Source organism: Peribacillus sp. ACCC06369 (assembly GCF_030348945.1).
In the GTDB taxonomy this organism is placed as follows: domain Bacteria; phylum Bacillota; class Bacilli; order Bacillales; family DSM-1321; genus Peribacillus.
The window spans coordinates 1,175,038-1,195,098 of the sequence record NZ_JAUCEN010000002.1 but is presented as its reverse complement, the minus strand read 5'-3'; the positions used below and the strand labels follow the sequence as shown (position 1 = coordinate 1,195,098).

Annotated in this window: 23 protein-coding genes; 9 read left to right on the top strand and 14 right to left on the bottom strand. The window is 38.9% G+C overall.

Translation table 11 applies throughout. The features are described from left to right. Positions 1–25: 25 nt before the first annotated feature. From QUF78_RS06675 to QUF78_RS06665, 3 genes are all read right to left on the bottom strand, one after another. Positions 26–730, bottom strand: a complete 705-nt coding sequence (locus QUF78_RS06675) for an EcsC family protein (RefSeq protein ID WP_289324060.1) — start codon at positions 728–730, stop codon at positions 26–28. Positions 731–835: 105 nt separating this feature from the next. Beyond that, entirely contained in the window at positions 836–2,044 is a 1,209-nt protein-coding gene (locus QUF78_RS06670; protein WP_289324059.1) for an ABC transporter permease, read from the bottom strand. Further along, the gene (locus tag QUF78_RS06665) at positions 2,037–2,780 is read right to left on the bottom strand and encodes an ABC transporter ATP-binding protein (RefSeq protein WP_289317538.1); all 744 of its coding nucleotides are present in this window, start codon (positions 2,778–2,780) and stop codon (positions 2,037–2,039) included. Before QUF78_RS06665 ends, QUF78_RS06670 begins: the two co-directional genes overlap by 8 nt. A 666-nt stretch (positions 2,781–3,446) precedes the next feature. On the opposite strand from QUF78_RS06665, the gene QUF78_RS06660 reads away from it, so the two are divergent. The 3 genes from QUF78_RS06660 to QUF78_RS06650 all read left to right on the top strand — a co-directional run bounded on the left by QUF78_RS06660 (position 3,447) and on the right by QUF78_RS06650 (position 5,878). After that, on the top strand, positions 3,447–3,869 hold the full coding sequence (locus QUF78_RS06660) for an HIT family protein (protein WP_063232254.1): 423 nt from the start codon (positions 3,447–3,449) through the stop codon (positions 3,867–3,869). 260 nt (positions 3,870–4,129) lie between these two features. Beyond that, the gene (gene serC / locus QUF78_RS06655) at positions 4,130–5,233 is read left to right on the top strand and encodes a 3-phosphoserine/phosphohydroxythreonine transaminase (RefSeq protein WP_289324058.1); all 1,104 of its coding nucleotides are present in this window, start codon (positions 4,130–4,132) and stop codon (positions 5,231–5,233) included. Between the two features lie 126 nt (positions 5,234–5,359). Next, positions 5,360–5,878, top strand: a complete 519-nt coding sequence (locus QUF78_RS06650) for a tryptophan transporter (RefSeq protein ID WP_289317541.1) — start codon at positions 5,360–5,362, stop codon at positions 5,876–5,878. A gap of 100 nt (positions 5,879–5,978) precedes the next feature. Here QUF78_RS06650 and yhzF read toward each other — a convergent pair whose 3' ends face one another. Then, on the bottom strand, positions 5,979–6,158 hold the full coding sequence (gene yhzF, locus QUF78_RS27965) for a membrane protein YhzF (protein WP_483313834.1): 180 nt from the start codon (positions 6,156–6,158) through the stop codon (positions 5,979–5,981). Positions 6,159–6,473: 315 nt separating this feature from the next. Between yhzF and QUF78_RS06645 the strand changes: the two genes are divergently transcribed. Together QUF78_RS06645 and QUF78_RS06640 are read left to right on the top strand one after the other, a co-directional pair. Further along, on the top strand, positions 6,474–6,836 hold the full coding sequence (locus tag QUF78_RS06645; protein WP_289324057.1) for a YtxH domain-containing protein: 363 nt from the start codon (positions 6,474–6,476) through the stop codon (positions 6,834–6,836). Between the two features lie 189 nt (positions 6,837–7,025). Continuing rightward, positions 7,026–7,604, top strand: a complete 579-nt coding sequence (locus QUF78_RS06640; RefSeq protein WP_289317543.1) for an HTH-type transcriptional regulator Hpr — start codon at positions 7,026–7,028, stop codon at positions 7,602–7,604. 2 nt (positions 7,605–7,606) lie between these two features. Here the strand turns inward: QUF78_RS06640 and QUF78_RS06635 are convergent, their stop codons facing one another. Then, positions 7,607–7,933: a DUF1878 family protein gene (locus tag QUF78_RS06635; RefSeq protein WP_289317544.1), complete on the bottom strand. Its 327-nt coding sequence runs from the start codon at positions 7,931–7,933 to the stop codon at positions 7,607–7,609. 196 nt (positions 7,934–8,129) lie between these two features. Here QUF78_RS06635 and QUF78_RS27765 point away from each other — a divergent pair, with 196 nt between their 5' ends. After that, on the top strand, positions 8,130–8,714 hold the full coding sequence (locus QUF78_RS27765) for a DUF3267 domain-containing protein (RefSeq protein WP_353957895.1): 585 nt from the start codon (positions 8,130–8,132) through the stop codon (positions 8,712–8,714). A gap of 108 nt (positions 8,715–8,822) precedes the next feature. Beyond that, a complete protein-coding gene (locus QUF78_RS06630; RefSeq protein ID WP_034314696.1) occupies positions 8,823–9,005 on the top strand; it encodes a hypothetical protein in 183 nt (60 codons plus the stop codon). A 112-nt stretch (positions 9,006–9,117) separates the two neighbouring features. On the opposite strand, the gene QUF78_RS06625 is transcribed toward QUF78_RS06630, so the two are convergent. Together QUF78_RS06625 and QUF78_RS06620 are read right to left on the bottom strand one after the other, a co-directional pair. Continuing rightward, positions 9,118–9,201: a YjcZ family sporulation protein gene (locus tag QUF78_RS06625; RefSeq protein ID WP_034314699.1), complete on the bottom strand. Its 84-nt coding sequence runs from the start codon at positions 9,199–9,201 to the stop codon at positions 9,118–9,120. Positions 9,202–9,386: 185 nt separating this feature from the next. Continuing rightward, the gene (locus QUF78_RS06620; protein ID WP_285767821.1) at positions 9,387–9,470 is read right to left on the bottom strand and encodes a YjcZ family sporulation protein; all 84 of its coding nucleotides are present in this window, start codon (positions 9,468–9,470) and stop codon (positions 9,387–9,389) included. A gap of 199 nt (positions 9,471–9,669) precedes the next feature. Here QUF78_RS06620 and QUF78_RS06615 point away from each other — a divergent pair, with 199 nt between their 5' ends. After that, positions 9,670–10,536, top strand: a complete 867-nt coding sequence (locus tag QUF78_RS06615) for a peptidylprolyl isomerase (protein WP_289324056.1) — start codon at positions 9,670–9,672, stop codon at positions 10,534–10,536. Positions 10,537–10,615: 79 nt separating this feature from the next. Then, positions 10,616–11,958, top strand: a protein-coding gene (locus QUF78_RS06610; protein WP_289324055.1) for an IS3 family transposase whose coding sequence is annotated in 2 segments (ribosomal slippage) — positions 10,616–11,057 and positions 11,057–11,958 — 1,344 coding nt in all. Because the reading frame shifts where the segments join, the coding sequence is not laid out codon by codon here. Positions 11,959–12,026: 68 nt separating this feature from the next. Here the strand turns inward: QUF78_RS06610 and QUF78_RS06605 are convergent. From QUF78_RS06605 to QUF78_RS06575, 7 genes are all read right to left on the bottom strand, one after another. Beyond that, on the bottom strand, positions 12,027–12,209 hold the full coding sequence (locus QUF78_RS06605) for a sporulation YhaL family protein (RefSeq protein WP_053344914.1): 183 nt from the start codon (positions 12,207–12,209) through the stop codon (positions 12,027–12,029). A gap of 100 nt (positions 12,210–12,309) precedes the next feature. Next, entirely contained in the window at positions 12,310–13,248 is a 939-nt protein-coding gene (gene yhaM / locus QUF78_RS06600; protein WP_289324054.1) for a 3'-5' exoribonuclease YhaM, read from the bottom strand. 170 nt (positions 13,249–13,418) lie between these two features. Continuing rightward, positions 13,419–14,117, bottom strand: a complete 699-nt coding sequence (locus QUF78_RS06595; RefSeq protein ID WP_289324053.1) for a (2Fe-2S)-binding protein — start codon at positions 14,115–14,117, stop codon at positions 13,419–13,421. Next, entirely contained in the window at positions 14,110–14,934 is an 825-nt protein-coding gene (locus tag QUF78_RS06590; RefSeq protein ID WP_289324052.1) for an ABC transporter ATP-binding protein, read from the bottom strand. Before QUF78_RS06590 ends, QUF78_RS06595 begins: the two co-directional genes overlap by 8 nt. A 303-nt stretch (positions 14,935–15,237) precedes the next feature. After that, on the bottom strand, positions 15,238–15,645 hold the full coding sequence (locus QUF78_RS06585) for a hypothetical protein (RefSeq protein WP_289324051.1): 408 nt from the start codon (positions 15,643–15,645) through the stop codon (positions 15,238–15,240). Between the two features lie 41 nt (positions 15,646–15,686). Further along, positions 15,687–18,707 carry an ATP-binding protein gene (locus tag QUF78_RS06580; protein WP_289324050.1) on the bottom strand — a complete coding sequence of 1,007 codons (3,021 nt, stop codon included), beginning with the start codon at positions 18,705–18,707 and terminating at the stop codon, positions 15,687–15,689. 21 nt (positions 18,708–18,728) lie between these two features. After that, a complete protein-coding gene (locus QUF78_RS06575; protein ID WP_289324049.1) occupies positions 18,729–19,967 on the bottom strand; it encodes a metallophosphoesterase family protein in 1,239 nt (412 codons plus the stop codon). Between the last annotated feature and the right edge of the window lie 94 nt (positions 19,968–20,061).

Below are 20,061 nucleotides of genomic sequence, written 5' to 3'. Positions count from 1 at the left end.
TAAAGGGACGGGTTTTTGCCGTCCCTTACTCTTTGAGCAGTCGGATTCGGTAACAATTGACAGCAGTCTCCCCAAGCTGTTCCAGCAAATGATGGTTTGCATATGCACCGACAGCCGCCCCAAATCCCGGGACGAGTTGGAACATTTTGATGACATCGATGTGATCACGATATTCCTGCTGAAATTCTTGCCAGTCTATTTCCGGTAAATTCCCCGAATCCCATTTTTCTATTACCCTTAATGTTTCCAGCTTTTTTTCCTCGCTTGAAAACGCCATCTGGAAGATATGGAGAATGAACAGGCGTTCCTCATAATTATTTGGATCAAAACCGTATAAACGGGATATTTCGAATAATAACTTCATCTTGATGCTTAGCAGTAAAGGAAAATCAGCCAATCCGATTAAAAGCCCTGCCGCTCCGGTTCCCACACCTTCTATAACGGCGGTTTTCCGATATGCCGTTACAGTTTCCGCAACCCATTCTTCTTTTTGCTGCAAGGATAGAAGCACTACATTTTTTTCTTTAGACATATATTTCGAACCGGATAATACTGCCTCTATCATCCCTTTAATACTATCAGTAATCATTTTATGCACTCGGGCTGGAATATAACTGTTCATTTTGTTTTGCGCCTTTTTGGACATCCGCTCAAACCTGCCCGATTTCTTAGCTACTTTCTTTTTCCATGTTACTAGTTCCAATAATGCCTTTTGCTCATATTCATCCATCTTTTAACACCTCCGTTAAATATGTATATACCCCTTTAAAGGCTTTTATTTTCAATTTTCATTTCTTAAAAGAAAAAGCTGATTTTTTGAAAAATCAGCTCCAGATTAAAAGTTTTTAATTTTCTTTGTTGCATAATTTTTAAAACCGAATAAGAAAACAAGACCCATTGCCAGAGCCGCTAAAGCGGACATCCATTCCCCTTTCACTAGCAGGACCACGCAAAAGACCAGGTCCTCAAATAATAGGAAATAGGAAATTAGCTTTATGACTGCAGATTCTCTCATTTTTGCTGGCAATGGATACAGTGAGACCCACACTTTCCATTCATGAGCTTTCCAAACAGGCAGCAGTTGAAGGGCTGTCATGAATAGGAACATGAAAGTCACAATCAAATGTGCCCATATATTAGTGAATACACTTAAAATCACGGAACCAATGATAGTTAAACGAAAACAAAGGCCCACATAATCATTGGATCGCAGCAAAGTACGGGCGTATAGATAGGTATAAGTTGATTTTTCACCATACGGAATGAAGGATAAAAGCCAGTCCATCCATTTCCTTCTTGCTACCTTCCCTTTCAAATGGGGAACATCAGTAAACATGTTCGCTATCCGATAAAAAGAATTCATCCGTTTGTTTTCCAGTTCAACCAGTCGTTCCCACTTCAACACAAAACCTTTAGTTGCGCTTCGATAATACATGTAAAGCCCTAACAATAATAAAATGGTTATAAGTGCAAACAGGATATTTGCCCTTGAACAGATGAAATAGAGCATCACTCCATTAAGTAAAAAGCGGATGAGAGAGTCCCAATGGCTCACTGATGCATCCTGATATTTCAATACCTGCCAGCGCATGGTTAAATTCAAAAACTTTAAAATAAGCAAAACAACCAGGATGATCCCAAAGTCTTTACCGCCTGCACCCGTAACCTTTGTATACATCGGTATAAATGCAATTAGGACAACCAACAGGATAAAGCCCTGCATGACCCAACTTAATACCAATGAATTCTTGAAATAGCTTTTCAACTTCGTTTCAAGCGGAAGCAAGAATACCGTATCAGGTTCTTTCAAAAAAGTATTTATCGGGCTTCTGGTTACCAGGAGCGATAAAACAAAAGCCATGATCAATTCAGCCGGGAAATCACGGTCTAAAGTCTTCACCCAATCACTGTAATAATAAGCTAAACCACCAATGGCCAATACCATGACAAAAACCAGATGGCCGTTAAAAATATAGCGAAGATATTTTTGCGTTTCATTTATATAGCCTAAATATCTTTCCTTCCAGAGATTTTGACTATTCATGTCCAATTTCTTCTTTCGTCAATTGAATATATAAATCGTCAAGAGTTGCCCCCGGCATAGAAAATTGTTCACGAAGCTGCTCAAGATTGCCTTTTGCGCGAATCTCTCCATTATGCAGGATGATGAAGGAATCACAATACCGCTCGGCTGTTGCCAGTATGTGGGTGGACATTAAAATTCCCGCTCCACTCTCTTTCATTTTCCTCATCAAATCAAGCAAGGATTGAATGCCTAATGGATCAAGACCCACAAAGGGTTCGTCGACGATATATAAAGACGGCTGTACTAAAAAGGCGCACATTATCATGACCTTTTGCTTCATTCCTTTTGAAAAATGGGCCGGAAACCATTTGAGTCTTTTCTCCATATGGAATTCCTTTAACAGAGCGTCCATCCTTTCTTTATAGGTCGCTTCCGCCAAACCATGAGCCATGGCCGTCAGCCTTAAATGCTCCTCAAGTGTCAGCTCATCATATAAGATTGGTGTTTCTGGAACATAAGTGAATTGTTTACGATATGTATCCGGGTCTTGGGCCAGTGTTTTACCATGAATCGAGACACTTCCGCCTTTTGGCTCCATGAGTCCGATGATATGTTTAATCGTCGTACTTTTCCCAGCCCCGTTAAGCCCGATTAACCCTACTAACTCATTTGGTTGAATGTCGAAACTTATTCCTTTTAAAACGGGCGTTTTCGTGTATCCGCCCACTAATTGCTTGATTTCCAATAAGGACATATAAACGATCCTTTCTATATAGAGGTTCTTATTTCCATTTTAGCAAATTCTCCTGCTTTTATATAGTCGAGTGTTCCTGGATTGAAATTTCCATAAATAACTAATTATAATTTCCCCACTTGGTGGCCATCATAAATAAGGAAGAAGGGGTTAGTCATTACGTGTGATTCACATCATATTGTAAATGAGGTGTCAGTTAAAGACGTATTACACTGAAATGCCCAAAAGTTTTATTACAAATGATTCGCATCATATTGTAAATGAGGTGTCAGTTAAAGACGTATAACTGAATTAAAAACCAGAAGCTTCATTTAAAAAATCGTTTCGAGCAAGGAGATGGTTCTCTTGCACGTAAAAGCAGAAAAATCATTCAATAATTATCAATTATGCTTTGAAAGTTGATGAAACTTTAAAGATATAGGAGATGGTTGCTTTGAATGGAAAATCTCTAAACAGATAATAACCATATTTTACTCCAATGTAGATGAGGTGTTTGTCGCAGAGAATTTATATGCTAATGCGAATTTTTGAAGCAAAACCCCCTTTTTCGAACAGGCAGGGTGCAACTTAATGTTGCATCCTGTTTTTATGATTTTTCCTTTTCCCAAGGATTCATGCTATGGTACGATTAACCAAATACATTAACTTCTAAAAGGAGCGTTTTAAATGAGTGATTGCATTTTTTGCAAGATAATCGATGGGGAAATTCCAAGTACCAAAGTTTTCGAAAATGAACATGTACTGGCCTTTCTCGATATCAGTCAAGTAACAAAAGGCCATACCCTGGTAATTCCTAAAGTACATAAGGAAAATCTTTATGAGTTAACACCTGAAATAGCCAAGAATCTTTTTGAAGTGGTGCCGGAAATTGCCCGCGCCATGAAACAGGAATTCCAACCTGTAGGCCTGAATCTTTTAAATAATAATGGTGAAGCCGCAGGACAGTCCGTTTTCCATTTTCACATGCATTTAATTCCGCGACATGGAGAAGGTGACGGCTTTGGGGCTGTTTGGAAAACGAATACCAGCGACTATACACCTGATGACCTGAAACAAATCGCTGACTCCATTGCCCAGCATTTAAAATGAGACGGGGATAGTAAGGTTTTTAGCCCCTTCCTTTCATATACTTTATATTTCAGCAACTGAACGTTTTCCAAGCGCTGGTTGTACGAAATACAATGATCTAGTTGGTCCTCACTCAATGTGCAGGACCTTTTATTTTGGCCATCATTAAAATGAATTGTCACTTAAAATTCTTAATTTTCCCCCTATTGAATTTAGTTTTCTGGTAGGATATATGAATAGTCTCAAATACTTTATCACATAGTCGTATAGGAGGAAAAAAATTGAAACGTGCACGCAATTTTAACGCTGGGCCAGCCGCCCTTCCCTTAGAAGTTTTACAAAGAGCCCAAAACGAATGGCTGAATATTGAGGATTCCGGCATGTCCGTCATGGAATTAAGCCATAGAAGTTCGGAATTTGAAAAAATTCATAACAATGCCATTCAATCATTAAAGGACCTTATGGAAATTCCTGAAAATTATGAAGTTCTTCTGCTGCAAGGAGGAGCAAGCCTGCAATTTTCCATGATTCCAATGAACATTATGAATGATGGAAAAAGGGCAGATTATGTACTCACTGGTTCTTGGTCGGAAAAAGCATTAAAAGAAGCCAAGAAGGTAGGTAAAACGGCAGTTGTAGCTTCATCCAAAGATGAAAAATATACGTTCATCCCTAAAGTCGAAGACATCGAATTGAATGATGATGCTGCATATCTTCATATCACAAGCAATAATACGATTTACGGAACGCAATGGAAGGATTTTCCGGAAACAGGCAACGTTCCTTTAGTAGCTGATATGTCAAGTGATATTCTCAGCAAAAAAATTGATATCAGTAAATTCGGCATCATATATGCAGGTGCACAAAAGAATTTAGGACCATCGGGAATCACAGTCGTTATCATCCGTAAAGATTTAATAACGGATAATGAAACAATCCCATCCATGATGAACTATTCTATCCATTCAAAAAATAATTCTTTATATAACACCCCTCCGACATTGGCCATTTACTTATTGTCCCTTGTGTTGGATTGGGCAAAAGAACAGGGCGGCGTGGAAAAAATTGCTGAAATCAATGAAGAAAAGGCAAAAGTCATTTACGATGCGATCGACGGCAGCGATGGTTTTTATAAAGGCCATGCCTTACCGGACAGCCGTTCATTAATGAATGTAACTTTTACGCTTCCGTCTGAAGAAGCTGAAGTTCAATTCCTTAAAGAAGTGAAGCAAGCCGGATTCGTAGGACTGAACGGTCACCGTTCCATCGGCGGCTGCAGAGCATCCATCTATAATGCTGTCCCTCTATCCCATTGTCAGGACCTTGCCGATTTCATGAAGAAATTCCAGGAATCGTATAAAGCGCAGGAAGCTCAAATCCTTTAATTCGATCAAATATAACTTCTAAAAAAATAGGTCTTATGATATACTATTTTAAACTTCTTGCAACAGGCAATAGTGCATTGTTGAAGAAAAGATGTTAGTTGAGATGAGAATAGGAGAGATGAGTAAATGAAAACGAAAACCCTTGTGTCACTGTCCCTATTAATCGGGATTGGGGCTGCCCTGCATTTTATCGTTCCTGGATTCTTCCTTGGAATGAAACCGGATATGATGCTGTTGATGATGTTTTTGGCGATTGCACTGTTTCCCGCGAAGAAAAATGTATTCATTGTTGCCTTGGCTGCTGGAGCCATCTCTGCCATGACAACTACATTTCCTGGAGGACAGATTCCAAATATCATAGACAAATTGGCAACAGCCTTTCTTTTTTACCTTTTATTCATCAGTCTTAAGAAGTTTTCAACATCCGTTGTCACCGTTAGTATTTTGACTGCCGTAGGAACAATCATTTCCGGCGCTGTCTTCCTTGGTTCGGCTTATTATATCGTTTCCCTTCCAGGTCCTTTCGTTGCACTTTTCGGCGCTGTTGTACTTCCTGCCGTACTGCTAAATACAGTTGCGATGGTCATTATTTATCCAATTGTGAACGGCATCGTAAGAAAATCTAATATACCCATTAATGCTTAAGCAGCTGGATCATCATACTTAAAAAAGCACCGGAGTGTCCGGTGCTTTTTTTTTCCAATCTTATGAATCTGGGATTCTAGTCAGACTCATCCTCCAAGGGTCAATGAATCAATATCAACATAAACCAAATGAAAAGCAGTAAAACCCCGGGAAGACCCATAGCGAAGGCTCTAGCCTGGAGCACCCTCTTTGGCGGATAGATGCCCGGAGTTTTCGCCTTCCTTAGAAAATACCCCATTCCGCACAGGCATATAAGGCCTAATAAAAAAATGATTTTCATTATTAACCCACCAGTGCCATCCATGTTCCGACAGCTTGTTTTTACTATCTATATGCCGCTCTTTCCTTTATATGAAGCATTTTGAATAAAGCTTCAAGTTATTTTTAAATATTATATATTTACTATATAAGTTTAAAAAAATATTTTTGTGATATAAAGATAAAATGGTCGATATGCTTCCATAAGAATGAAAATTATGGTATTTTGATATCAATAGTATTTCTATCCCTATTTATCATAATTTCCAATTGATTTTTACAGCAGGGATTCTGACCATGTAAAGCGAAAACAATATTATAAAATGAGGTGATCCTAATGAAAGCAAAATCATTACTAATTGGCTTTTTAACCGGGACAGTCGTAGCAGGTGCAGCAACCTTACTTTCTACACCAAGTTCAGGTAAAGACTTACGGACTCGCATCAAAACGAATACGGACGAAATTAAGAATATAATTGATGAATTAAAGGTAAAATTGCTAAATATTAAAGATGACACGATGGAAGCTACAGAAATCAGCAAAGAAACGGTAAAAACCTTCATATCGGATGTCCAGGTCGTCATCGAGAACTGGAAGCAGGAAATCGAACCCAATAAGAATGAATTATTGAAGAACGTTCAAGAAATTGAAAATTCATTAAAAGAATTGGAAACGGTCATTCCTGCTTCGAAAAATTAATAGCTGACATCATCACAAAAGCTTGATTCTCCATTTTTCCCAATAAATTACATGGTTTATTGGAGGAAAATGGAGAATTCCTTAAAAAAACTAAAATTTTCTAAAAATTTCGCAAATATTATCTTTATTAATTTTTATTTTATTGTCATAATAAATATATAGAATCTTATAAGTAGGTGAGCCCATAATATGCAGAATAAAAATTATTCTATGAAAGAAGCAATGATTTTTAGTCAACGAATTGCACAATTAAGCAAAGCATTATGGAAATCGATTGAAAAAGATTGGCAGCAATGGATTAAGCCCTATGATTTAAATATCAATGAGCACCATATTCTTTGGATTGCCTACCATCTTAATGGCTCTTCCATTTCAGATGTAGCAAAATTTGGGGTCATGCATGTTTCTACGGCATTTAACTTTTCAAAAAAATTAGAGGAACGCGGGTTTTTAACATTTTCAAAGAAAGAAAATGACAAAAGGAATACGTATATAAAAATCACCCCTGAAGGTGAAAAGCTTTTACTTGATTTAATGGAGACATACGACCCAAGTAAGAACTCCGCTTTCTCAGGTGCACTTCCACTACGTGAGCTTTATGGGAAGTTTCCGGATATGATTGAAATGATGGCTGTCATCCGTAATATATACGGTGAAGATTTCATGCAGATCTTTGAACGATCCTTCGACAACATTGATCAGGAGTTTACTGACGTGGAGGGTAAAATCACCAAAAAAAAGATAGAGAAAGAAACTGAGCCAGTTTAATTTCACACTCTATCCATTTCCTTCATGAAAGATACATATAAACCTTGTGAGAGGCATGCATCAATGCAATCCTTTATGGTTATTTTGGGATTAATCTTTCTTTCAAATTGATTAAAAAGCGGTCGAAAGTTCATGTAACCTTCCGCTTTTTCTATTTCATAGCGTTTGCTCAAGATATCACATGTTTCCAATAATTCTTCCGCTTCCTTCTTCGTAAAATTTTTTTCCACAAATAGAAAGTCCAACTTGGCCTCCGGATTGCGTATCAAGTTTAATAAAAGCCGTTGATGAAAACGGAGTATTTCTATTTCTTCATTTATATTTTTCATACATCATTTATCCCCAATCAATCATTCAAATTTAACATATAAGGCTTATAACCAATTTGATTTTCATGCTTAAGACCCGGCTGATCCTTTGTTCAAAACCCGTCCTTAAACTCCTTTAGCATTCTTCCACACTAAAGTGATTTTTATCTTAAAACTAATCCAAGAATTCCATTGCTTTTTCCACACATTCATCGTAATGTATGTAAGTATATTCAACGGTCTTTGGAGGGCTGATTTCGAAATGAATTCGTGGAAAACAATTGACGTGGCAAAACAATATGGGAATTGCCGCCTGATCTTCTTTTCAGTTTTTACTATATTGATGTCATTTGTTCTGATCTATACATTATTAAGTGTCTTTTCATCCCATGTTGTTTTGTATGGCGATCAAACAATGGTATTTTTTAGCCTATTACTCTTATTATATCCTGTTCACAAACTATTACACTATTTACCTTTACGATTATTGTGTAAAAAAGTAAAAACTTCATGGTCCTTGAAGTGGAATCTTGTCCTAACATGCAAAGTCAATGTGCATTATCCGATTCGAAAGCACCTATATCTCTTGATTCTTGTGTTGCCTTTCTTCATTATGTCTGTCATATTGATTGGTTGTGCCCTTAGTTTTCCACATTACATCCATTATTTCACTATTTTATTATCCCTGCACACAGGATTATGCGTATCGGATTTTATTTATATTAAAAACCTGGTTGGTTCCCCAAGGCATTCTTTTATCGAGGAACACCTCGAAGGATACGATATACTTATTCAAAAATGATTTCTTATCTATTCATAAAGATGCCTGATGAGATTTTTAGGTATCTTTTTTCATTATAATTTGGTATCGTATTTATACATGATGTTTTGCAAGGAGGGATTTTAGGTTTTGATCTCGTTCTGGTTTATTATTTTTGCTATTTTGATCCTTTATAATATTAATAGAATGACAAACTCTTTATGCATTCAAAAGGAAATTGCTGAAGACCGGCAGCCTAAAGTATTCAGGACCATTAATGTATTAATTACTATTATGTTATTATCCTCCTATATTGAAATATTGTATACGTAGAGATGAGCAACAAATGATGGCCATCATTTGTTACATACATTGGTGATATCCGGCGCATTATCCACATAAAGAAAAAGGGCGAAGCTGATTGCTTCGCCTTTTGTTTATGAGTTTATAACCAAGAAGCTCCAATGATGACTAACAGGATGAAAAGAACGACAATTAGAGCAAAGCCTCCACCTATTCCTCCAGACATTGATCTTCCTCCTTTCCATTCTTAAGTAATGGTAATTTCATGCACACTCTTATATCCGCCAAAAGGAATCCATTCCTTTCATAGCTTGATAATCACTTCAATCTTTTTTGTTGAGCGGCTACCCTATCCTATTCAACTCCACGGCAAAAGGAGTGGGCTCTTTCCATTATTAATTTTGCAACCGATTAGCAGAAGGCTGCTCCTACAATTATTAATAAAATGAATAACACCACTAACAATGCGAAACCTCCGTTAAATCCATTACTCATTATGCTACCTCCTTTTGATGTCCTCGATTTAGCATATGTAATGGTTTATTATCTGGGTAGGCGTTCACCCATTTTTCAAAAAATTCTTATTCATACACCAATATATTATTTTTTGTAAAGTAACCAGAATATGTTATAGTTAATTTTGTGGAAATACGAAAAATAGCAAACCAGAAACTTAAAACTAGGAGTTGTTTTTATGAAGAAGTGGGCATTATCGATTGCTGTTACTGCAGGGCTGATCGGACTTACAGCATGCAACAGCGACAAGGAAGCAGTCGTGGAAACTAAAGCGGGAGATATATCCAAAGAAGAATTTTACAATGTAATGAAAGATCGTTATGGTGAAACCGTTCTTCAAGAACTTGTTTATGAAAAAGTTCTTTCTGAAAAATATACAGTGACGGATAAGGAAGTTAAAGCTAAAACCGACGAGCTTAAAGCACAAATGGGTGAAAATTTCGAAACGGCCCTGGCATCTTCCGGATATAAGAGCGAAGATGATCTTAAACGTGCACTTAAAATCGGCATGCTTCAAGAAAAAGCAGCCGTTGCTGATATTAAAGTAAAAGAAGCTGATGTGAAAAAAGCTTATGAAGACTATAAACCACAAATCAAAGCGAGACATATTCTAGTAGAAGACCAAAAAACTGCTGACGAAGTTAAAGCTAAATTGGACAAAGGCGAAGACTTCGCTAAACTTGCAAAAGAATATTCAACAGACACAGGTACAGCTGAAAAAGGCGGAGAACTAGGCTGGTTCGGTCAAGGTGAAATGGTTCCTGCATTTGAAGAACAAGCTTACAAAATGAAGAAAGATGAAATCAGCAAGCCGATTAAATCAGATTATGGCTACCATATCATCCAACTTCTTGATACAAAAGAAAAAGAATCATACAAAGATATGAAAAAAGATCTTGAATATGATTTGAAAGTCGCTCAGATTGACCAAACAAAAGTTCAAGATATTTTGAACTCGGAAGTCAAAAAAGCGGACGTGAAGATTAAAGATAAAGATCTAAAAGATGCCCTTACTTCTGGTAACGCAACTCAAGCTGAAAAATAATTAGATAGTAAAAAGCGACAGGACTTGAACTGCACCCCAATTGTTAGACACCATCTAACAATTGGAGGTGCTATTTTTTATGACAAAATATTCATTAGAGTTGAAATTAAAAGCTGTCCTTGCTTATTTAGAAGGAGCTGACTCATTTAGAACTGTCGCCAAACAATTTAATACCAGTTCGACTCCTTTAAAGCATTGGGTGGCGCATTATAAAGAACATGGTATAGAAGGGCTAATGTCTACCTATACAAATTATGATATTAGCTTTAAGATGGATGTACTAAACTATATGAACGATTTTGGAGTGTCTAGTACCCATGCAGCTGCTGTGTATAACATTGCTTCTCCTTCTACTATTAATAAGTGGCTAAAGCAATTGGAGGAGAACGGGGTTGACGCTCTTGAAACGAATAAAAAGGGGCGTCCATCCATGAAAAAAGAAACGAAGAAAAAGCCAGTAGAAGGGTCATTTGAGGCGTTACAGGCAGAAAATGAACGATTACGTGCAGAGAATGCATATTTAAAAAAGTTGAGAGCCTTAGTTCAAGAAAGCGAAGCGTCCGAACGCAAAAAGCGAAAGTAGTACATGAACTAAGGGGAGATTTTAATTTAAAGCTACTTCTGTCCGTCGCAAATCTCGCACGGAGTACCTATTATTATTGGATAAACACCTTCGGGCGTCAGGATAAATACGAAGAAATAAAGCCAGTTATCAAAGAGATATTTCATACGAATAAAGGGAGATACGGGTATCGACGCATTACATTGGAATTACGTAATAGAGGGATTCAAATGAACCATAAAACGGTTCTTCGATTAATGAAGGAGTTGGGGCTAAAGTGTCTGGTCCGTATGAAGAAATACCGTTCATACAAAGGCAAGATTGGAAAGGTTGCTCCCAATATTCTCAATCGCAATTTTAAAGCAACAAAGCCCAATCAAAAATGGGTCACGGACGTAACTGAGTTTCATTTATACGGTGAGAAGTTGTATTTATCACCTATTCTCGACTTATTTAATGGAGAGATCATTGCTTACAATATCGAATCACGTCCTATTTATCCCTTAGTCTCCAAGATGCTGGACCAAGCCTTTATTCGATTGGAATCGAAAGATTCCCCCATTCTTCATTCGGATCAAGGCTGGCATTACCAAATGAAATCTTATTCACAAGCCCTGAAAACACATGGTCTTACTCAAAGTATGTCCCGAAAAGGAAATTGTTTAGACAATGCGGTCATTGAAAACTTCTTTGGCTTACTAAAATCTGAATTACTTTATTTACAGAAGTTCGAAAGCATGGAGCATTTCAAACAAGAACTTGAGGATTATATCCATTATTATAATCACCGACGAATCAAAGTGAAATTAAAAGGCATGAGCCCAGTAGATTACCGGGTTCATGCCCTCAGGGCTGCCTAATTAAATAAAGTGTCTAACTTTTTGGGTTCACTTCAACTTTGGCCTGTCGCTTTTTTTCATCATTACAGCTATGCTCCCTGATTTATATCCTTTTTACGCCTCTCGCGCTCTTCCTCCATACGTTCAATGTACTTCTGACCTTCCTTTTCAATCCAAGCATCATCTATGAGGCGTTCCTGCCTAGCTGTCCAAATTGACATGACTGCACTGACAATTATTCCAATAAACACGAACCAGATCCAAATTGGCATGTCCATTCCCTCCCTAATAATCTACTATTCATTTACTAGAGAATATGCATGAACAAAAAAAAATATGCTTCTTTCTCCATCGAGAAAGAAGCATATTTGATTAAAATGTTGGTTTATAGAATGAACGGTTATCAAGCGCGAAGACTCTCTCCGTAAATTCACCCGGTTTCACTTTTTCCAAGGCACGGTCCATCATATTTATCTTGGCATCCATATTATCAATATAATGCAGCACTTCCGCTTCCCGCACCATTGGCGGTTTGGGGCTGCCCCATTCCGCTTTACCATGGTGGCTTAATATCAAGTGCTTGAGAATCATGATTTCTTCTGCTTCAATGCCTAATTCCTCTGCTGCCTTACCGACTTCATTTACCATGATGGTGATATGCCCCAACAAGTTACCTTCCACTGTATAAACAGTCGATACAGGCCCAGATAGCTCATGTACCTTACCAAGGTCATGCAGAATGACTCCTGCATACAAAAGATCCCTATTGAGCGAAGGATATAGGGTTGAAATGGCCTTAGCCAGCCCTAGCATCGATACAACGTGATAGGCGAGTCCAGACATATACTCATGATGGTTCTTAGTGGCAGCAGGAAACGTCAGGAATTCATTCTGATATTTTTTAATGAGATGCCTAGTCACCCTTTGGATATTCGGATTCCTCATTTCAAAAATGAATTGAGTGATGGTTTCCATCATTTCTTCCTGACTTAAAGGGGCCGTTTGAATTAAATCGGCTTTCGTGACGCCATCAGCATCTGAAGTAATTCTGATATTACGGATTTTCAATTGGCTGCGTCCTCGATAATTCTGGACTTCCCCTTGAACTTTCACCGTAGCTTCCGCACTGTATGTTGTCTCATCCGCCTCGGAAACATCCCATAGCTTTGCCTCGATCTCCCCGGTTTTATCACACAAAATCAATGTTAAAAACGGCTTTCCATTACTTGCAACCGCTTTTGTACTCGTTTTAATGTACATATATATATCTACTACTTCACCAATTCCGTAGTGTATGATCCCATTTCCCATGCGACTGCCTCCGTTCAATTAAATATCAACATTATAACATATCAACCTCGTCAGTGTGTTTAGTTTTCGTTAATAAGTGATGGACAATGAAAGTTAAGCCTAAGCTGCGTCTACTTATCACTCCACAAGAAAACCAGGCTTGAACACAAGCCTGGTTAATCGAACATATCTCAACAGTTCTTGTTCGGACAATACGCGCATTTTTCATGGCCCTCAATTCGGTAATATAAACAGCATGTCACCCGTTTATAAGGATTCATGGATTCCTGAACACTTTTTTTCCCAATGAATCGTTTAAAAGGGGAACGCGATTCAATATTCAGCCATACTTCATCATCAAGCAGCCTTTCAATGTCCTTTTCAACTCGCATCTTTATATCTGTCTGTCTCAGTAACTCACTATACATCCATACTGTATAGCCCCAAATATTTTCCCAAAGTACAAGTTTCGATATTTTAGTGGTTCCAGAAAATGAGCGAATGGCATCCGCACCAAAGCTGCTTAATATGGAATGTAGGGCGGAAGAGCTTTCCATTTCCGTAACACTGCTCCACCTGTTATTTTTCAGCAAAAAATCCGGAAGCCAATGTTCATCTTCCGGATCATCCAAAACGCCAATGTCCTGAAGTGTGCCTTCCCAGATAAGCCGATGTTTGCTGAACATGTAAAATTGTGCCGTGATAAAAAAAGCATAACGTCTGAACCACATTGAAATTGCTATTCTTGCCGTTTCCGCCCCAGATCGGGCTTGTGCATACTGAATCAGGTCTTCAACATGATTGAAGGTCTTGGAAACTTTGGCTTCATCTCGAAAGGATATGCGATATCCTTGAAGCTCTTTTTCAATAGATGGTGAGAGGTTATGCATTAGCCAGCGCTTTCATATGACGTTGAGCGTATCGGCCTTTACCAAACGGGATGCACATGGGACTGCCGAAAATTGGATCAAAAGAAATTTGACATTCCATGCTGAATACATGCTGCACCAATTCAGGCGTAATGATATCTTCTGGCCGACCTTGAGCATGTATCGCCCCATCTATAAGTGCCACCAGATTATCCGCATAACGGCAAGCTAAATTCAAATCATGAAGCACCATCACGATCGTTCTGTTCTCAAACTCATTCAAGTCGAACAATAAGTCCAAAATCTCGATTTGATGGGTCATATCAAGATATGTAGTCGGCTCATCCAACAAAATGATGTCCGTATCCTGAGCCAGCGTCATCGCTATCCATGCCCGTTGCTTCTGGCCTCCCGATAATTCATCGACTGCCTGATCCTTCAATTCGGTCAGGTTCGTTGCTTCAATTGCCTTTTGAACTTTCTCTTCATCCACGGAACTCCACTGTTTCAACCAACTTTGATAAGGATATCTTCCTTGTTTAACAAGTTGATAGACTGTAAGTCCTTCAGGAGCAACCGGCGATTGTGGAAGAATCGCCATCTTTCTTGCTACATCCTTCGATGACATGGTAGAAATCGCTTTGCCTTCGAGTAAAACTGAACCGGATTGAGGTTTTAACAAGCGGGCAACCGACCTTAGAAGAGTTGATTTTCCACATCCATTAGCACCGATGAACACCGTGATCTCCCCATCGGGTATTTCTATATTCATATCATTTATTATTAATTTATCACCATAACCGAGCGATAAAGACTGTGTGTTAATAGCTGGTCGCATAAAAATACTCCCCTTTTAGTCTAATAATACCAGTTTAATGAAAATGATTCTCACTGTCAATCTAAAAAAAGAATATAAACCAAAAACTCCTTGGCCCATTCCTCTCAAATTATTCATTAAAGTGAACATTCGATTAAAGATATGATGCTTCCTTTGGAAACATTAATGTAAAAAAATTTAGTTCAGTGTATTAACTTGCCCAACAAAAGATTCTGTCCTTGCTCCCCCTCCGGGAAATCCTTTGTCGAAATCTCCTAACTAGATTGAGCGGAAAATAAAAAAGCCCTCCATTTGGAGAGCCTTTTAACCGACCAGCAGGCGATTTGTACAATGTGCCAGGGATTCATCTCTAATGAAGGTAAATAAATCCTGATCGATAAAAGGTACTAAACCTTCTGCGATGTTCCAGGCATTGACCTCTATTTGATAAAGGATTTCTGATTTTTCTGTACTGTATAGCTGGTCACTAAGTACAGCAAGATCGGGGTCTAGCGCGTGGCCCAACTCATGTGTGAGAATCACCCATGTATATTCTTCAAGCATTTCAAGTGAGCCTAGGGAGCGTTCACACTGAATTTCGATATCTCTACTATATAAAGTAATGGTATGTCCTTTGGCAGAATATTTCCCTCCAACACATCGTTTATCAGGAAACTCCTTTTCGATGATTAACTCTAAAGAAGAATCATGGTGGCTTACAAACTCATTCATATTCAATGACTTCACTCTCTTTATTTATAGTATAAATCCCATTATATTTCGGGGATGATCAAATCATTCATATTTTGGCGCAATACGGGAGTGGGTAGACGAATTACTTGATTTTCGGTAAAATGTTCCATTGCATATCGATGACAAGTAAAAAAGAAAATTTGCCGCTTTTCCGATACTTTTTTCAATAACTCAAGCATCCGTTTTGTCCTTTCCGCATCAAAATTGACGAAACTATCATCAATGATGAGAGGGAATGAATCATTTTCAAAAGTATGATCAGCAAGTGCAAGCCTTAGGGAAACATATATTTGCTCTGCTGTCCCGCGGCTGACCTCTTCAACCCTGAAACTCAAGCCATCACTGCGCTGTACCCAAATTCCTTCTCCCGACTGATCAAGGATGATTTTCCGATAGCTCCCATTCGTTAAAAAGGCAAAATGCCGATCCGCATCAGCGATGACCTTCGGAAGGCGTTCCCTTTTATATCGATCCAAAGTCTTATTCAATAAGCTTTTGGCTATTGCCAATTTCGTCCATTCCTTTGCTTCTTCGTTAAAAGCAGCTTTCTCTTCATAAAAACGATGAAGTAAGTCATCATGAATCCCTGAAGCTTCAAGCTGTTTTATCCTATGCTTCGCATCCGACTGCTTCTCTAATAAAAGTGATTTCACCTTTACAGAATCCTTCCGTCTCCTTTCCAAGTTTTCAAATGTATATGTGGTGATTCCTTGTTTTAAGTATGTTTGGATTTGTTCTGGCTGCATTCCGGATTGCCCAATTTGAATGGTAATCAAATCAAGTTGTTTTTGTAAAGTGACTTTCTTTTCGGACAAGGCAGCGTCATGTCTGAACTCTTCCTCATCCCTGACCTTTGCTAACTTAAATAGCTGTTCCATTTCCGCATCAAGATAATCCTTTTCCATCGTCAGCTGCTCGATTTCGTTCGTCAAACGACTTTGTTCCTGCATCCATTGTGCTAGTTGAACGGAGAATTCAACCGTCCTATTCATTTCCCGTTTCAAAAGCCCAATCGCTTCCCGCCATGTGGATGGTTCAAAATCAAGGCTGTGTGCAAAATGGAATAAAGCCTTCGATTTACCTTCAAACTCAGCATATAGAAATTGGTATCTCTTGATCGTTTCATATTTCCTGTCAACGGCTTCCTTCCATTTCTCAAGCAGTTCAAATACAGATTCAAGATTGAAATCAACTCCGGGATAAGACAGGCCCCAACCGCTTAATATGCCTCTCACCTCCTTATCCAATCGGTCCCTGCCAGCTTCCCATGCGGCATATTCCTGAATGGTCGATTCAAACGCTTCCTCCCTTTCTTCATATTTGAACCTTTCACTTTCAAACCGCCTTTGAAGTCGTTGGTCCAGTTCAAGCAACTGTCCCATCGACTCTCCTTCACTCCCTCTATAAGTTTCACTCCCAATTGCAGCCCTTTTCCTTTTCAGCTCATCCAATTGCCGGATATACCCGGACAATATATCATCTCCTTTGAAGAGAGACCTGGAAACCGCAAACAGAACAGCTATGGCCAGAAGTATAATTCCCAGCAAAATCTGTTCACTGAAATAACTTCCGATCGCACCTACACATAGAAGGACCATCAAACTGCCATTCATTATACGTGCACGTTTGCGGTGATGCGCTGCCTTCTTCCTCTGTAATGCCAATTGCTTTTCAACTTCAAGTATTTGTTCATCAAGAATATGGCTTTTGGCTGCTTCAAATTCGGTGTTATGCTGCTTGGTGTATAAGGCTTCCAGTTCTTTTCTTTTTTCTGCTGGCATTATCTGGGCCTTAATCTCCCTCAAGCGGGCTTCTGACGTTTCCAGATTTCCCTTTTGAAGTCCATATTTCTCATCAAGCTGTTTTTTATCATTTTGAAGTCGATGCTTTTCCCGCTCCGCCCTTTTGACCTTTTCCTTCATGAATGTACTGATATCAAGTTTTCTTATTTCATCATCAGAAACATCCAAGAATAATTCCTGTTTCACCTTTTCGATATTCTTTTCTTCCATCAGCCTTTCATGTTCCGCTTTTCTTATATCCAGCTCGAGCTTCTCCAGCAATACTCCTTGATCGATCGCATGTTCAATCTGCTCTTTATTTTCCTTGATGAACGGTTTGATTTCGATTTCCGTGAGATTCCCCTCAAGTTTGGTCACTTTATCCGTCAATGCGGCAAGTTGGGCTTTCAGGGGCATTCCTACTGCCTGTAACTGTTCAAGCCTTTTTAAACCATCAACTGGAAAACTCACACCCTTGATTTTACCAATTTCAGTTTCAAGTTTCCCCCGTTCTTCAACTAAGGGTTTAATTCGCAAAAAAGTACTCATGTTAACAAGTGTTTCTTCAATCTCTTGAATATCTTCCGTGATTTCAGAAAGGTCCTCCTTAAGCTTTGCCTCTTCCTGAAGTAATGACGTATACGACTGCTGTTCTTCTTCTGAAGCTTTTACTTTTTTCTGCAATTCCTTAAGTTCTTTTATTCTCACATTCAGCTGAGGTTTTTGGCCTGATGGCTTGAACCTTAAATCCAGCTCTTTTTGCAATTTCGTTTCGGCTTCAAGAAGTTTATCATTTCCAATCAACCCAGCGGAAAGCAGATATTTACTCATAGTCCCTTCACTTAGTGTATGTAAACCCTGCAGACCTTGAAGGTCGAAAGAAAAAATGGATTGGTAATAGTTTTTATCCACGCCATGGAGAATCTCATTCAGTTCTTCCTCGCCGCCAACCCTTCCAGATTCGAAGGTCAATTTCACATCTCCAGTAGCTTTTCCCTTCACCCGTTCAATAATGACTTCCCCATCTTTTTTTGTTATGAGACTAAGCCTTCCCCCATATTTGGCATGCATTTTAGGCTCGTAACGCGGTTCATTTTGAACCTTTGTTGGAAAACCAAAAAGCATACTATGAATGAAGGACATAATGGTTGACTTGCCTGATTCATTTTCCCCAAAGAAAATCTGCAGCTGTCCCAATTCAGGAAAACGCTGATTTTCGAGTTTGCCGTAACCATAAACATGGAGGTCTTTAATAATCATATCCGTTCCTCCTCCCTACAATCATTTATTCGGTTCAAACACATGCAAAAGCCATCTTTCCGCTTCTTCCAAAAGCTCCCTCTGCTCTTCCAGCTCAATTGAATCAAGAAACCTTCTTGCACCCGGATGATTATAAAGCGGGGCCAGAGCAGCCTCCGTATCATCAAATTCAGAGGCAAGCATCGATACCTCAGCCATAAATGGCGATATCCTTTCATTTGACCTAAACATTGGCATGGACTGGATGACTTTTATTTTATACACCCATACAAACGATTCACCCTGCTCCTCTTCCTGCAAAATCCGGGTCAATTCCTCAAGATATTCCCCGAAAGCGTCTGCTGCGTCCCCAACAACCAGCTTCATTTCCAAAAGAAAGTTTCTCCCATCAAAACTCTTCTTTTCAATTACTTCCTTGCATTGCTTGAACAGGGCATCAAATCCACCATCCGCGGATATTTCAATTGTTTCACTTTCCCATATCACTTCCGAGGTTTCAATAAAGGTATGGCGCTTCGTGTCCCCGTCGAATTCGACGAGCAGGCATCCTTTAACTCCAGACTCCTTTCTGTTCCTGCCTTGAATGTTTCCTGGGTAAATCACTAGCGGATCTTCTGAAACCACCTGATGCTTATGGATATGGCCTAATGCCCAGTAATCAAAGTCTTTAGCAGCTAGTTCCTTCAATGAAAAAGGGGCGTATGGGCTATGTTCGGAATTGCCTTCCAAATTCCCATGAAGCAGACCAATATGATAATCAGCCCCTTCGGCTTTTATGTAGGTTTCAATCATTCTCTCCCTTACATGACGGCGTGGATAACTGAATCCATACAGGTGGACAGTCGTCCCACCGATTTTTTCAAATAGTTTCACTTCGGTTTGCCCTGAAAATACGTGGACATTATCCGGTAGCTCCACAGTAATCCATGAGCCGCTGAGATGATCATGATTACCATGGATGATATAGGCAGGGATCTGATGTCGCTGAAGTTTTTCCATTTCCCTTCGAAAGCGGACCTGTGTCCGGAGACTCCGATTTTCCCCATCAAACAGATCCCCCGATAACACGATAAAGTCAACCTGATGGGAAATTGCTTCATTAATGATATTTTGAAAGGCTTTAAACGGGCTTTCCCTCAATTCCTTTAATATAGTTGAAGGCAAATCCTTCAACCCTGAGAAGGGACTATCCAAATGGAGATCCGCCGCATGAATGAACTTAACGCCGCTCAAAAGTATCACCTCGATTTCTATAAACATTTCACATTTAATTTTACCATGAACAGAACATACTTTCCCATTTATTATTATTTTAATACGTCATCATGGATCCAGTATGGGCAAATTCAACAGG